13 protein-coding genes are annotated in these 14,783 nt (G+C 55.5%); 4 read left to right on the top strand and 9 right to left on the bottom strand.

Going from position 1 to position 14,783, the window contains the following annotated elements:
- Positions 1-529: 529 nt before the first annotated feature.
- Positions 530-3,064: a PBP1A family penicillin-binding protein gene (locus MWU55_RS08685; protein ID WP_246935650.1), complete on the bottom strand. Its 2,535-nt coding sequence runs from the start codon at positions 3,062-3,064 to the stop codon at positions 530-532.
- A gap of 217 nt (positions 3,065-3,281) precedes the next feature.
- Between MWU55_RS08685 and MWU55_RS08680 the strand changes: the two genes are divergently transcribed.
- The 3 genes from MWU55_RS08680 to MWU55_RS08670 all read left to right on the top strand — a co-directional run bounded on the left by MWU55_RS08680 (position 3,282) and on the right by MWU55_RS08670 (position 6,740).
- Positions 3,282-3,581, top strand: coding sequence for a YciI family protein (locus tag MWU55_RS08680; protein ID WP_246935649.1), 300 nt, complete (start codon positions 3,282-3,284; stop codon positions 3,579-3,581).
- Positions 3,582-3,667: 86 nt separating this feature from the next.
- Positions 3,668-5,497, top strand: a complete 1,830-nt coding sequence (locus MWU55_RS08675; protein WP_246935648.1) for a M3 family oligoendopeptidase — start codon at positions 3,668-3,670, stop codon at positions 5,495-5,497.
- A 169-nt stretch (positions 5,498-5,666) separates the two neighbouring features.
- Complete coding sequence (locus tag MWU55_RS08670) at positions 5,667-6,740, top strand: Hint domain-containing protein (protein ID WP_246935647.1); 1,074 nt, start codon at positions 5,667-5,669, stop codon at positions 6,738-6,740.
- A gap of 36 nt (positions 6,741-6,776) precedes the next feature.
- On the opposite strand, the gene MWU55_RS08665 is transcribed toward MWU55_RS08670, so the two are convergent.
- From MWU55_RS08665 to MWU55_RS08630, 8 genes are all read right to left on the bottom strand, one after another.
- Positions 6,777-7,046, bottom strand: coding sequence for a DksA/TraR family C4-type zinc finger protein (locus tag MWU55_RS08665; protein ID WP_246935646.1), 270 nt, complete (start codon positions 7,044-7,046; stop codon positions 6,777-6,779).
- 58 nt (positions 7,047-7,104) lie between these two features.
- Positions 7,105-7,407, bottom strand: coding sequence for a hypothetical protein (locus MWU55_RS08660; protein ID WP_246935645.1), 303 nt, complete (start codon positions 7,405-7,407; stop codon positions 7,105-7,107).
- A gap of 256 nt (positions 7,408-7,663) precedes the next feature.
- Positions 7,664-9,253 carry a sulfatase-like hydrolase/transferase gene (locus MWU55_RS08655; RefSeq protein WP_246935644.1) on the bottom strand — a complete coding sequence of 530 codons (1,590 nt, stop codon included), beginning with the start codon at positions 9,251-9,253 and terminating at the stop codon, positions 7,664-7,666.
- 116 nt (positions 9,254-9,369) lie between these two features.
- The gene (nusB, locus tag MWU55_RS08650) at positions 9,370-9,837 is read right to left on the bottom strand and encodes a transcription antitermination factor NusB (protein ID WP_246935643.1); all 468 of its coding nucleotides are present in this window, start codon (positions 9,835-9,837) and stop codon (positions 9,370-9,372) included.
- Entirely contained in the window at positions 9,834-10,385 is a 552-nt protein-coding gene (locus tag MWU55_RS08645) for a 6,7-dimethyl-8-ribityllumazine synthase (RefSeq protein WP_246935642.1), read from the bottom strand. The genes nusB and MWU55_RS08645 overlap by 4 nt, the downstream gene beginning before the upstream one ends.
- A 3-nt stretch (positions 10,386-10,388) precedes the next feature.
- Positions 10,389-11,519 carry a 3,4-dihydroxy-2-butanone-4-phosphate synthase gene (ribB, locus tag MWU55_RS08640; RefSeq protein WP_246935641.1) on the bottom strand — a complete coding sequence of 377 codons (1,131 nt, stop codon included), beginning with the start codon at positions 11,517-11,519 and terminating at the stop codon, positions 10,389-10,391.
- 100 nt (positions 11,520-11,619) lie between these two features.
- The gene (locus MWU55_RS08635) at positions 11,620-12,585 is read right to left on the bottom strand and encodes an MBL fold metallo-hydrolase (protein WP_246935640.1); all 966 of its coding nucleotides are present in this window, start codon (positions 12,583-12,585) and stop codon (positions 11,620-11,622) included.
- A gap of 82 nt (positions 12,586-12,667) precedes the next feature.
- Positions 12,668-13,261, bottom strand: coding sequence for a riboflavin synthase (locus tag MWU55_RS08630; RefSeq protein ID WP_246935639.1), 594 nt, complete (start codon positions 13,259-13,261; stop codon positions 12,668-12,670).
- Between the two features lie 204 nt (positions 13,262-13,465).
- Here MWU55_RS08630 and MWU55_RS08625 point away from each other — a divergent pair, with 204 nt between their 5' ends.
- Positions 13,466-14,758 (top strand): capsular biosynthesis protein, encoded by a 1,293-nt coding sequence (locus tag MWU55_RS08625; protein ID WP_246935638.1) that lies wholly within the window; start codon positions 13,466-13,468, stop codon positions 14,756-14,758.
- The last annotated feature ends 25 nt before the right edge of the window (positions 14,759-14,783 follow it).

The raw sequence follows: 14,783 nt of genomic DNA, 5'->3' as shown, positions 1-14,783 counted from the left end.
ACGTGATAGAGGTGACTTGTAAGGGCGAGCAGATGCGGGGGATGAGACAACAAATCAAGGGGCACTTGCCCCTGTCTGCCTACTTGCTCTGTCCTCGCACGCATCATCGCGTTTCTTCTCCGGCCTCGCCTATCCTGTCCGGTTAAACCGGCGGTTCGTACGAGACCCATTATGTGCCCCCCTTTGCTGTGCAAAGCGTGGGCGTATCAACCGACACCGGGGCAAGTTTGATAAAACCTACTGCCGGGTCATCAATTTCCAGCTTCGGCGGCCAGTCCGTCTTGCGGCTGCGTCCCGAAGCGCTTTTAACCTGTCATGATGTGGTCTGCGGTTTTTCAGTACCGGCATCCGTCTCCATGACAGAGAAATTCTCAGAGCGGGGCGCGTTTCAACATCCGCCTCCGTTTCCTGAACATAAGTGCTGCACCCATGAAATGACAATGGGCAAAATGCTTTTCACTGCAGAAGTTTTTCGAAAGGGCTGTGGGAGGACCGCGATCAACCGCTCTATTTCAGGTTGTTTTCCTGATTAATATAGCCCGCCAGAGGACAGCGATCCAAAATCAGCCTTACCAGGCACCACAACGGTTTTACCTGTCGAGGTTTTAACCTTTGCAGAGTTCTCTGAAGCGTTATCAAACAGCGGAAGATTGGCCCCCATCGCAAAACCACCGTCGAACATCACACCGAAAAGCGGCTCTTCCCCATCGCGGAAGTACTCCGCCACAACATGATCGCCACTGGCGTTGTTGGGCAAACGAGCGCCAGAGAACCGGTCAATCTTAATGAAATGCCCGCCTTTGGGAACCTTGAAGTCCCCTCCGCCCAGTTCTTTGATGGCTTCTTTCATGAACCCGTTGAACACCGGACCACACATCCCGCCACCCGATGCACCGGGCATGGTGCGAGGACGGTCATAGCCGATGTAACACCCTGCCACGATGTTCGAAGTGAAGCCAACAAACCAAACATCACGTCCATCGTTTGTCGTTCCCGTTTTACCAGCAGTTGGAACCGGCAGGTTCACTGTTCGGCTGGCCGTACCGCGCTGAACAACGCCACGCATCATCGAGGTCAGCTGATAGGCAGTGATCGCATCCATCACACGTTCGCGGTTGCTGTCGATTGTCGGCTCTGCACCAGATGTTAGCACCGGATCATCACAGTTCACGCAGTCGCGGCGGTCGTGCCGATAAACCGTTTTCCCCCAACGGTCCTGAACGCGGTCAACCAGCGTCGGCTCAACCCGTTCACCCCCGTTGGCAAACATCGCATAGGCCGCTACCATCTTGAAAAGAGTGGTTTCTTCCGAGCCCAGCGCGTTCGCAAGGAAGGGATTCATACGTTCGTAAACGCCAAAGCGTTCAGCATAGCCCGCCACCGTGTCCATCCCAATTTCCTGCGCCAAACGCACAGTCATCAGGTTCCGCGATTGCTCGATCCCAGTCCGCAGGGGGGTCGGGCCGTAAAACTTGTTCGACGCATTTTTCGGGCGCCAGATCTCGCCCCCCGACACAACTTCGATCGGGGCATCAATCACGATGGTTGCAGGAGAGAACCCGCTGTCCAACGCCGCAGCATAAACAAACGGTTTGAAGCTTGAACCCGGCTGCCGCTGCGCCTGTGTCGCGCGATTGTAGACCGAGTGCTGATAGCTAAACCCACCCTGCATCGCCAAGACACGACCCGTGTTCACATCCATCGCCATAAAGCCGCCCTGCACTTCCGGGATCTGGCGCAACGTCCAGCGGATAAAGCTGCCGTCATCATCGCTGACCATGCGGCGAACATGAACAACCTCGCCCAGTTTCAGCAGATCGCCTGCCACGCGGGCTTTTCGACCCAGGCTTCCGTCTTCGTTCAAACGGCGTGCCCAAGTGACGTCTTTGGCTGGGATCCAATGCCCATCCTCGTCGTCTTCAACACCTTCGATCCCAATACGGGCATCATTGCCACCAAGTTCAAGCACGACGGCCGGGGACCATCCCGCAACATCACGCGGGAACTTCGTTTCGGCCAAGGCCGCGCGCCAGCTGGCTTCATCCACCAATGCAGCATCAGGCAAGGTCACCCCGGTCGGGCGCCAAACGCCCCTGCCCCGGTCATATTTCTCAAGCCCATTGCGAAGGCTTGCGGCTGCGACCTCTTGCAGATGAGGGTGTTCTGTTGCGCGAATGGTCAGACCGCCGGTAAAGAACTCTTCTTCCCCGAAGTCACGGCTTAGCTGACGACGGATTTCGTCGGTGAAGTAGTCCCTGGAGGGCAATGCGGTGCGGAACCCTTCAAAGTCACCGTTTTGCACGGACCGAAGCGGCAATGCGACTTCGGCCTCGTACACGGCCTCATCCAAGTAACCGTTCTGATACATCTCACGCAGGACATAGTTTCGACGCCCAAGGGCGACGTCTTTGTTGCGGACCGGGTGCAACTTTGCAGGCTTTTTAGGAAGGGTCGCCAGATAGGCAGCCTCGTGCGGTTCCAGCTCGTCCAACGTCTTGTTGAAATAGGTTTGGGCGGCAGCCGTCACACCATAGGAGTTCTGGCCCAAGAAAATCTCGTTCAGGTAAAGCGCCAGAATGTCATCCTTGGACAGGGTGTTTTCCAGACGCACCGACAAGATCAATTCCTTGATCTTCCGTTCAGCAGACCGTTCCGAGCTCAGCAAAAAGTTCTTCACAACCTGCTGCGGGATCGTCGACGCACCACGAAGAGCGCCCCCGCGTGCAGCCTCGATCGCGGCCGCCGCGATTCCGCGCGGGTCAAAACCTGCGTGATTGTAAAAGTTTTTATCCTCGGCCGAGATGAAAGCGTGCTTCACCAGATCCGGAATTTCGTCTGCCGGGGCAAACAAGCGACGCTCACGCGCAAACTCATCCATCAGCTGGCCTTCGCCGGAATAGACCCGGCTGATCGTTGCTGGCGTGTAATTTGACAACTGCTCGTGGCTAGGCAAGTCCCTGGAATACATCCAGAAAACGCCGCCCACGACAAGTGCAGCCATAAAAATCGCAAGGGTGATGCCGGTAAAGGCTGCACCAAAAATGCCAAGGACGAATCTGATCACGCCTAAAGCTCCTAAGGAAAGACCTCCTCCCTATAAAGGGACGCTCGGGCCGGGTCAAAACCCCCCAAGGGGGAAAATAGGCCGGTTTCCACCAATGCGCGGACATCATAGCGGTCTAACTTGGCCGCATTCCCCCTACTTAAGTGGCCCTATTCCCGTGTCAGGTTCACCGCCAAGCTTCTATAAAACCAAGCTTCTATAAAACAAGGAGATACCAATGCAGCGTTGGGCCGTCATATTCACAGACAAACCTGAGATGAACAACATTCGTGCCGACAGGAAGACGCGCGACGCCCATGTGGCCTATGCTATGGCCCACCCCGAGCTTGTCATCGGCGGGGGCCTGAAGCCAAGTCCAGAAGCCGATTTCTGTGGTGCGCTCTGGATTGTTGACGCTGACACCCGCGACGCGGTCGAAGCGCTCATTAAAGAAGATCCGTTCTTTGTCCCTGCCTATCGCAACTATCAGATCTTCACATGGGGCAAGATTTTAGAGGATCAGTCCGCAATTCTATAAGCCCACGCGCAAGGGCAAAAACAGCAGTAGATTGCAACCAACTCGCGCACCGCCTATGTCTTGAGGAACAAGTATTCGGAGGTCTCATGTTTTCCACCCTACCCCCACAAATTCTGCGAGATGCAACTGCCGGAACGGGGGAAAACCCGTTCGGAGATCTGCCGGAATGGGATCTATCTGATCTCTACAGCTCGCAAGACGCACCAGAGCTTGAGCGTGATCTGAAATGGCTTGAAACCGCCTGTGCTGATTTCGCCCAGACCTATCAGGGAAAACTGGCGGATCTGGATGCTGCTGGCATGTTGGACTGCGTGAAGGCTTACGAGAAAATTGAGCTGATCGGTGGGCGCATCATGTCTTTTGCAGGCCTGCGCTATTACCAGCAGACAACTGACGCAGATCGTGCGCAGTTTTTCCAGAACTGTCAGGAACAGATTACCGTTTTCACCGCGCCCTTGGTGTTCTTCTCGCTCGAAGTGAACCGGATTGATGACACAGTGCTGGACGGGTGGTTTGCCGACAACGCAGACCTTGCCCGTTACAAGCCCATCTTTGATCGTCTGCGCGCCATGCGCCCCTATCAGCTGTCAGACGAGCTGGAACAGTTTCTGCACGACAAGTCCTCGGTCGGGGCATCCGCTTGGAACACACTGTTTGACGAAACTGTCGCAGGGCTGATGTTCACGGTGAATGGTGAAGAGCGCGGGCTTGAAGCGACTGCAAACCTTCTGACCGAGAAAGATCGCGACACCCGTCAAGCCGCATCAGAAGAGATCGCCCGCGTGCTGGGCGAGAACGTCAAGATTTTCGCGCGCGTTCACAACACCTTGGCTAAGGAAAAAGCCATCGAGGATACGTGGCGCAAAATGCCCAGCCCGCAGACCGGGCGACATCTGTCGAACCATGTAGAGCCTGAAGTGGTCGAGGCGTTGCGAAACGCTGTGGTCGACGCCTATCCGCGCCTGTCGCACCGGTATTACGAGCTTAAGCGCAAGTGGTTGGGGCTTGACCGGATGCAGGTCTGGGACCGCAACGCACCATTGCCGATGGAAGATGACGCGCTGGTCAGCTGGCCAGAAGCCGAAAAGATCGTCATGGACGCCTATGCCGATTTTGATCCCCGAATGGCTAAGATCGCTGCGCCCTTCTTCTCGAAGGGTTGGATTGATGCAGGCGTGAAACCCGGCAAAGCACCGGGGGCATTTGCCCATCCGACCGTTACAGACGTCCACCCCTATGTGATGTTGAACTATCTGGGCAAACCGCGTGACGTGATGACCTTAGCGCATGAATTGGGCCACGGTGTGCATCAGGTTTTGGCCGCCAAGCAAGGCGAGATGCTATCATCGACACCGCTGACACTGGCTGAAACCGCATCCGTCTTTGGCGAAATGCTGACCTTCCGCAAGCTTCTGTCGGAAGCCAATACAAATGCGGAAAAGAAAGTGCTGCTGGCTGGCAAGGTCGAAGACATGATCAATACGGTTGTCCGTCAGATCGCGTTTTATGACTTTGAGTGCAAACTGCACGCGGCCCGCGCAGAAGGCGAACTGACACCCGATGACATCAACGCACTGTGGATGTCCGTACAAGCTGAAAGCCTTGGCGAAGCCTTTGATTTCATGGATGGGTACGAGACGTTCTGGTCCTACATCCCCCACTTCGTCCATTCGCCCTTCTATGTCTACGCCTATGCGTTTGGCGACGGCTTAGTGAACGCGCTTTATGCTGTCTACGAAGAAGGCGATGCAGATTTCCAGCAAAAGTACTTCGAGATGCTGGAAGCTGGCGGATCGAAGCACCACAAAGAGCTTCTGGCCCCTTTCGGGCTCGACGCGTCCGACCCGAATTTCTGGGCCAAAGGCCTGGGAATGATCGAAGGTTTCATCGACGAGCTGGAAGCGATGGAAGACTGACTAGACCAACCGATGGCTGATACCTCTCAGCCATCGGTCAAATCTTATTAACCGAAAATCCTAAAAAAATGTTATTCGACTAAAACTTGAACTAAAGTTACAACTAGCGCGGGGGTTTGCGCATATTGGCTGAACGCCGATGTGTTTCTTGTAACTGGTGTTTGAGATTATGGCAGATCCGTTCTTCTCAGAGCTAAAGTACCTTGGTGGTCCACCTCAGGATTTCATCGAGATTCAGGTTGATGGCGGCTACGACGTCACCGATCTCGTTGTTACGATCTACAATGCCAATGGGACCATTCGCTCGACCACGTCACTAAACGGACTAACTCCCACCACGGTCGCCGGAAAAGACATCTATGTGATCGACAATTCTGTCGGTACTTTCACGGGATTGGGTAAAACCAACGCGGTGTCGCTTTCCGAAAACGGCACGGTCTATTCCTTCGTTTCCTTTGATGACAATGCCGCGACCGTAACCGCGACCCAGGGCCCGGCCAGCGGTTTGACATCTACTGATATAGGGCAAGCAGGTGCTGGTTCTTCGCTTGTGTCAACGACCGGGGACGTAAACAGCTATACGGTCAACACCTCCCCCACCCCCGGCAGTATCCCATGTCTTACTGGTGGAACACTTGTTCGTACAGCCGACGGTGCCCGTCTTGTCGAGGACCTTTTACCCGGAACATTGGTTGAGACGTTCGGCGGCAGTCATCGGCCCATCGCGCATGTTCTTCACAGACATATTACAAAGACAGACCTTCAAGAAAACGCCCGGCTGTACCCGGTTCGCATCTGCAAAGGGGCGCTTGGCCAGGGTCTCCCAATCCGCGATCTTCTGGTGTCTCGCCAACATCGCATGCTGGTGACGTCCCCCATTGTGAAACGCATGTTCGGTGTCTCCGAGGTTCTCATTGCCGCCATCAAGCTGACCGATCTGCCCGGCATTTACGTTGATATGTCGGTCACAAGCGTCACTTATTACCACATCGTTATGGAAGAGCATTTGGTCCTATTCGCCGAAGGTGCTCCCACTGAAAGCTTGCTTCTTGGTCCTGAAGCACTTAAGTCGCTTCCGCCCGCTTCACTGCAAGAGCTTCGCGAGATATTTCCAGATGAGTTGGAAATACATAATCCACAGTCAGCCTGCCACATTCCAGTAAACCGACGCCAAGTGAAGCTAGTTGCCCGCCACGCGCAAAACAATCGCTCTGTGCTGGCGTCTTACAAAACTCAGAGATGATTTTGCGGGCCGGCATTTTGGCGCCACCCGTTGCCGCTACTTCAACTGACTGTCTTTCGAGCCACGCCGATTGATGCCGGGACGGTTCTTGAACGCCGCATCCCGTTCTTGCACGCAGTCAATACACAGCTTTACCCCCGGCAAGGCTTCGCGACGGGCTTGAGGGATTTCTTCTTCGCATTCGGCGCAATGGGTGAAGCTTTCCCCCACGGGCTGCGCCTTGGCCTTCATGCGGGCCAGCTCGTCCGAGACCGAAGCTTCAATCTGTTCGCTTACAGCGCCATCGCGCGCCCATCCACCAGCCATGGTTACCCCCCCTCATCGCTTGGAAAGCATGACCTCATTCGCGGGAACTGGCAAGATATCAGCGGGGGGCGGCAACTTTCACAAGAGCCGTTTCGCCTGTGATCACAGGCTGTCGCTTGCCGCCTTTCGGTGTATCATCACGCTTCTCCATCCGCATGATAACAAAAGCAAATTGCACTCCGGCAAACACGATGCCGTTGAACATGAACAACATCAGAACGGCGATCCACCCCATATCCGAGGTCGAGATCAGGTGCCATAGGTTCCCAACGTTGGTGTAAAGCAACGCCGCTACAAAAGCTGCGGACAAACCGAAGCCAACAAGGACGTTTTGGATGTAAACACGAACGAGTTTTGGCATGATCTTCCCCTTGATACAGAGGCATCCTAACTCTGGCGCTCATGGGTTTGAAAGCAGACATGGCGTCGCAGGGGCATGGCTTGCGCATAGTGCAATCTGCACCTGACTACAGTTTTTGGGCATCATGATCAGAAAATGTCGCATCCACGCGCGCTCTGGTTCCAATATGTAAAAGCCGCACAGAGCCCACTGGTGACGTAGTTGTTGGCTTGAATCGGCTTTGAAGGCTAGAGACGCTAGAGCACACCCAGTCTGATCAGCCTTGTTCATCCCCAAGCTCGTTGCGCCAGAGCCACCGGACAAACCTGACATCGCGACGAAGCCGTTGTTCTGTTGTCAATTGATCCTCGCCATCTGCAAAGGACCTTATTCCAGAATACAACGAGGTTCCCAATCCAGCTTTTCGACCCTTCAATTCAAAACCCAAGGCTTCCAAAATGGTGGGATAAACATCAAGCATCGTTCCGCGTTTACCGACGACGGTGCCTTCGTTACCCGCATTCACAAAAAACACTGTGTTACGGCGTTGTAGCGTCTTCAACTGACCAATCGCGCTGACGTTGGAATGAGCCAAATGGTCGGACATCACAACAAACAGGGTCGACGGGTCAGCAATTTTGCGTGCTTCATTGACGAAGTCGCGTGCCAAACGGCCGGTGCATTCCACCGCCAAAAGCACATCAGGGACAGCATCAGGCATACCCTCAGAACGGCATGCCTCGGACAGATAACCATATGGTCCGTGAGGGCCTATCGTAAACAAGGACAATGCATAGGGCGCACCGGCCATTTCGAGTTCACGAATGCGCGCAAGCCCGGCTTTGAAAACCTCACCATCATGAAATCCCCAAGGGCCGAAATCTGTTGCCCCATACGCCTTCATCCCCTGCAGATCCGTCACACGATCGAAAGAATGGCTGTTCAGGAAGGCTTCGAAGCCGCCAAACACCGCGTTTGCTCCCAGCAGCATCTCAACCTGATAGCCCTGTTTTGAGAGCACATCCCCCAAGCAAACCCGATCAGACATGAAGTCCACTTCTTTATCGGACATAAGAAAACTTGGGCGTACTCCACGAGGCGGAGTGGGGTATCCACACTGCGATGCAACCAATCCTGCAACGCTCCAACCTGTCATTGGAATTTGACGGACACTCGAAAAGCTTGTGGCGGATTCGCGTAGATCCGCAAGCGGCGCGTAGGCATCTCCGAACACTGGGTTCTCGTAGGTTGCCTCTAACCCTTCAAGCAAAACAATCACCAGATTGCGCGGCTGATCAGGCTCGGCCGTTATGATGGGGTCTGAAGCAAACGCGCGCACACTTTCAGGCGCGCCCTGCCCCAAAACGCTCAGATTGTCACCGACATATCGCGTTATTGGGTTTAAGACCAAGAACACCGTTGCTGCAGACAGCAACATGAAATTGCCCCATCGCGACTGTGCAACAAACAGATAGATAGCGTGGAGCAGGATGGCGATTAGGACAAGAGCCGCAACATGGGCCAAAATGGACGGAATGTTCACCCCCCCAGTCACGCCTTCTCCCCAGTGGTAGACAACGGCGCTTACTGTAACCGCCCCGAAATACTGGCGCAGAACCAACCAAGGATAAAACAAGCCCGCAAACACCCAATAGATCAGCGCAACGGGACGCTTGATTTGTGACGCTGATCGCGGCCGCAGATACAACACCGCAACATACCCCAACAGGGCAACAATTGCAGCGGGAGCTAGATCCCGGCCACCGTGGATTTCGTGTAGGAAGACCGCCCAATACCCAAGCGCAAGCAAGCTGATCAATATAGCATAAAACGCAGCAAGCCGGATCTGAGAGTTCGAATTTTTCATAACGTGCAAGAAACACTGACCAAGTGATAAAAGAATATCACCATCTACCCATAGTAGGCTGTCAATACAACGAAAAACGCGAAAACTGTCGATTTAGCCCGCCAAGCGTTAGAGACTTAAAACGCCTCAGGCTTTGCCTCACGGGCCATGTGATCCAGAACGGCGTTTGAGAACTTTGCCTCGTCCCCTTCCGGGAAAAACGCACGGGCCACATCGACATATTCCGTAATCACCACCTTGGGCGGAGCGTCGCCTTCGACCAGTTCGGCGCCTGCTGCGCGGAACAATGCTCGCAAGGTTGGATCAATGCGCGCGATGGGCCATTTTGCCACCAGCGCGCGGTCAGTCATTTGGTCGATTTTCGCCTGATGGTTTACCGCATCGCCAACCACTTTGCGGAACAGTCGGCTGTCGCCTTCTGCCATCGTGTGGTCGTCGAACTCCTCGCCAAAACGATGATCCTCGAACTCGACCATAACACGGTCCATTGTCTGGCCTGCTGCTTCCATTTGAAACAGCGCCTGCACCGCGAAAAGGCGAGCTGCAGATTTCATCTGGCGTTTCTGGTTGCCGGAAAGCGTCATGCGGTTGGGGTATCCTTCGTGTCACCGGCAAGTTTGATCGAATCCGTAAGTGTCTTGAACCCGACGCCCTTGCTTGAAGACGCCCATTTGCGCGAAAGCGCGACCAGATGCAAGGCCGCAGCGGCTGCGCCGCCACCTTTATTTTGGTCTTTTACATCCGCGCGCACCTCGGCTTGCTTGCGGTTCTCTACCGTCAGAATGCCGTTGCCGATGCACAGCCCATTGAGACCCATCAACTGGATCGCACGTGAGCTGTCATTGCACACAGTTTCATAGTGCGTGGTTTCGCCTCGGATCACACAGCCCAACGCCACATAGCCGTCGAAGTTCGACAGGCGGTCCGCCATGGAAATTGCGGTGGGTACTTCCAGTGCGCCAGGTACTTCAACCAGATCCCATGTGCCGCCTGCGGCCTCGATTTCAGCCTTGGCGCCCGCAACCAGATTGTCCGCGATGTCCTTGTAGTAAGGCGCGACAACGATCAGAAGTTTGACTGGCTTGTCAAAGCTGGGGCGGTTCAGAATGTAGTGCTGTTCTGCAGTGGCCATGGTTCAGTCCTTTTGAATCGGGCGCGTGCCGGTGATGGTCAGCCCGTAAGCGTCCAGCCCCACATAGCGCGTCTCGGGGCTGTCGGTCAAAAGCACCATCTCGTTTAGACCCAAAGTCGACAGAATTTGCGAACCGAGGCCGATCTGGCGCACGGTGCGCGGGCCTTCCTCTTCATCGGCATGCAATGTTTTGCGCGGCTCACGGAACAGACACACAACGCCCCTGCCCTCATCCGCAATGATCTGCATGGCGCGCGGCAATTCGTCAGCGGGCTTTGGGCCAAGACCCAGCACGTCCTGCGCTTCCTGCAGTGCATGGGTCCGTACGAGAACAGGATCATCTGTCGAGATGTCGCCTTTGATCAGCACCACGTGCTCGATCTCGTGCGTCATGTCAGTGAAAATGCGCATTTCCCACTCGCCTCCGAACTCCGAGGTGATGGCTTCGCGACCCGTCTCACGCACCAGATTGTCATGGCGGCGGCGATAGGCGATCAGATCCGAGATCGTGCCGATCTTGATCCCATGTTTCTGTGCGATTTCAACCAGTTCTGGCAGCCGCGCCATGGTGCCGTCTTCGTTCATGATCTCGCAAATCACCCCTGAAGGGTTGCGTCCAGCAAGGCGCGAGATGTCCACGGCAGCTTCTGTATGGCCGGCGCGAACCAACACACCGCCATTGCGCGCGCGCAGCGGGAAGACGTGACCGGGGGTGGCAATTTCGGCGGGGCCATTGTCGGGGTTGATCGCGGTCGCGACGGTCAGTGCACGATCGGCGGCAGAGATACCGGTGGACACGCCTTCGCGTGCTTCAATTGACACGGTGAACGCGGTTTCATGACGCGAGGAATTGTGCATCGCCATCATCGGCAAGCCCAGCTCGTCCACACGCGCCGCTTCCATTGGAAGGCAGATCAGCCCGCGACCGTGTGTGGCCATGAAATTCACCGCAGCCGCATCACATGCATCGGCCGGAACGACGAAGTCACCTTCGTTTTCACGGTCTTCATGGTCCACAAGGATATAGATCCGCCCAGCTTTCGCTTCGGCAATGATCTCTTCCGTAGATGAGATGGCATCCGACAATCCAGCCTCGATCGGACCGGGTGTTTCGTAGGTGGTGCTTTCAGACATGGCGCGTTCCCCTTAAGGCTCGGGGCTGAGTAGCGCAGCCGCGCGGCCAATGCCAGCCCAAAGGCGGCAAGGAAACGGCCTGCGACGTCACGGCAGAGGGTTAGAACTGCCAGAGTGCTGGGACGAACTGATAGGCATCACCCTCGCGGCGTACATGACCCACGCCGGGAAACGGGAAGTGATAGCCCAGCACTGCGATCCGGTCCGCGGCGGCCATATCTAGCAGGCGGTTGCGTGTGGCGCCGGTTTGCGCTCCATCGGAATCGCGACCCGAGTACCATTCAGGATGTGCAAAGTTCAGGATGGCATGGGTCATGCAGTCGCCCAGTGCAATCAACTGCTGCCCGTCGCTTTCGACTGCTACCGACATATGGCCCGGTGTGTGGCCCGGCGTGTCGATCAGGCGGATACCCGGCGCGATCTCGTGATCATTCGACGCCAAAGTCCATTCCAGCCCTTCGGCGGTGATCGAGTTTACAGCGCCCAGCACAAACTGCTGATCTTCAGGTGCCACGCGGTCGACCAGACCATCTTGCATCCAATGTGTGCGCTCGGCCTCGCCCATAATGTACTCCGCGTCCGGGATAACGGGTTCGTCAAAATCGTCGCGAATGCCCCATATGTGATCCGGGTGCGCGTGGGTGATGGCCACATGCGTAATGCCCATCGGGTCAATTCCGGCAGTTTCCAGATTGCCCATCAGACGGCCCGTCGTATCGAACCAACGATTGCCCGACCCCACATCGACCAACACGCGCGCCTCGCCCAGCTCGATATACATGTGGTTGGTGTGGGAATAGCCGACCTTGGGATCAATGTAATGCGCGGCCATAAAGGCGAGCTTTTCGTCTTCCGGCGCATTCATCGCCTGCCCACCAAACGGCAGTGTGAAGTAACCATCTGAAACGATAGTAATTTTCGCCTGACCCAGCGTGAACGAGAAATGCGCGGGATTGCCATCCGTCGGGGCGCCCAACATGGCGCGGGCAGTCGCAGGCATGGCAAAGGCCGGTGCTACGGCAGCAAGGCGCAAAAGGTCACGGCGTGTGGGGCGTAGAAGGGACATGGGCGAACTCCGTCAGTCAGGGATTTCGCCAATCATATGCCCATATACGAATATTTCAAACAGAGATCACGCCAAACACAGATCAGGACTGTCCGTAATCGGCCAACCGGGCCACATAGCGCGCCAGCGTGTCAATCTCGAGGTTCACCCGATCACCAACCTTCGCCTGCCCCCAGTTTGTGACCCCTTTTGTATGCGAGATCAGGTTCACGCCGAACTCGTCACCTTCAACTTCGTTCACGGTCAAAGAGGTACCATTCAACGCGACAGATCCTTTTGGTGCGATAAAACGCGCCAGATTAGATGGGGCCTTGAACCGCACACGAGTGCTGTCCCCTTCTACATTCATGGCGACGATCTCGGCCACACCGTCAACGTGACCAGACACGATGTGCCCGCCCAGCTCGTCGCCCACTTTCAAAGCGCGCTCCAAGTTCACTTTGAGCCCAACCACCCAGTCGCCCAGATTGGTTTTCGACACAGTTTCAGCTGAGATATCAACGTCATACCAATTCTCGCCCAAAGTGACGACAGTCAGACAAACCCCGTCCGAGGCAATGGACGCCCCAATGTCTATCCCAGACGTGTCATAGGCAGTCGCAATGCGCGCACGCATGTCACCTGCTTGTTCCAGCGCCTCAATGCGCCCCACATCAGTGATAATCCCGGTAAACATGAATCGCCTCCTGCGTCGATCTGCATGCATTGGTCTAGAGGAATTCTCCTTGGGTTTGAAGACAGGATGCGACCAGTCGCGCCCCGCGCCCGAAAACGTTGACCTTGGCCCAATTTTTGCCGCAAGCCCCTGTTAATTCCCCTATAACCAACATCACGTATCTCTATAACATCGCAGTCACGAAGCGATCTGGTGAGTTTCCGCATGGCGCGCATTACGGGCGAGAACCGAAATTTTTTATTCCTACAGGGTCCGCATGGGCCTTTCTGTTGGCGCCTTGCCAAAATGCTGGGCCATTCCGGTGCGAAAGTTTGGCGCGTTGGGTTTAACCGCGGCGATCAGGCCTTCTGGCACGACAAATCAAACTTTATCCCTTTCACCGATACGCAAGACCAATGGTCTGAGCGGTTTGAGCAGATCGTCGACACCCACAACATCACCGACATCGTTCTGTATGGCGACACCAGACCGATCCACGCGCAGGCCGTGGAACAAGCCCGCGCACGGGGATTGACCATTCACGTGTTCGAAGAAGGCTATCTGCGACCCTATTGGGTGACCTACGAGCGTGACGGATCAAACGGAAACTCCCGCCTTATGGAGTATTCGGTGGATGACATGCAGCGCATTCTTGCAAATGCCGAACCCGACATTCCCGAAGCCCCCGCCCATTGGGGGGACATGCGCCATCATGTGTTTTACGGCGCGCTGTACCACTGGTTTGTGATGTTCCTGAACCAGAAGTATCGCAATTTCAAACCGCACAGATCGCTTAGCGTTGGCAAAGAGTTCCTTCTTTACCTTCAACGACTTGTACTGATGCCTGTGATAGCAGCCAACCGCATCGCGGCCACGTTGCGCATCCGTTATGGCGGCTTTCCCTATCACCTTGCGCTGCTTCAGCTGGAACATGACTCCAGCTTCCAGATGCACAGCCCCTTCACCACGATGACCGAGTTCTTGGAACGTGTCATTTCTGACTTCTCAAAGGGCGCTGCAACCCATCACCACTTGGTGTTTAAAGCGCACCCCCTCGAGGATGGGCGTGTGCCTCAACAGCGCGAGATTCGCAGGTTGGCCAAAACGTATGGCGTCGAGAACCGCGTGCATTACGTGCGCGGCGGAAAGCTTGCGAAATTGCTCGACCACGCACGGTCATCCGTCACGATAAACTCGACCGCCGCGCAACAGGTTCTGTGGCGTGGGCTTCCGCTAAAGCTTTTCGGGGACGCAGTCTATGCGAAACCGGAATTTGTGTCCGAACAAACCTTGCCCGAGTTCTTTGAATCCCCAACCCGGCCTGACAAACGCGCCTACCGCGATTATCGCCATTTTTTGTTAGAAACCAGTCAGGTAGCGGGTGGTTTTTATTCGTCGCGAGGACGGCGGCAGTTGCTGCGGCAAGTCGTCGATATGATGCTTTCACCACACGATCCTTATCACGCTCTGGAATATGGCACAGCGGCACCACGGCAACAGTTAAGTGTGGTGAGCTAAGAGGAACGCTTCCCAGCTAGAAAAC

The sequence above is a fragment of the Aliiroseovarius sp. F20344 genome, from assembly GCF_023016155.1.
GTDB lineage: Bacteria > Pseudomonadota > Alphaproteobacteria > Rhodobacterales > Rhodobacteraceae > Aliiroseovarius.
The sequence above is the reverse complement of the archived record's forward strand: the minus strand, read 5'-3'. Positions and strand labels throughout refer to the sequence as shown.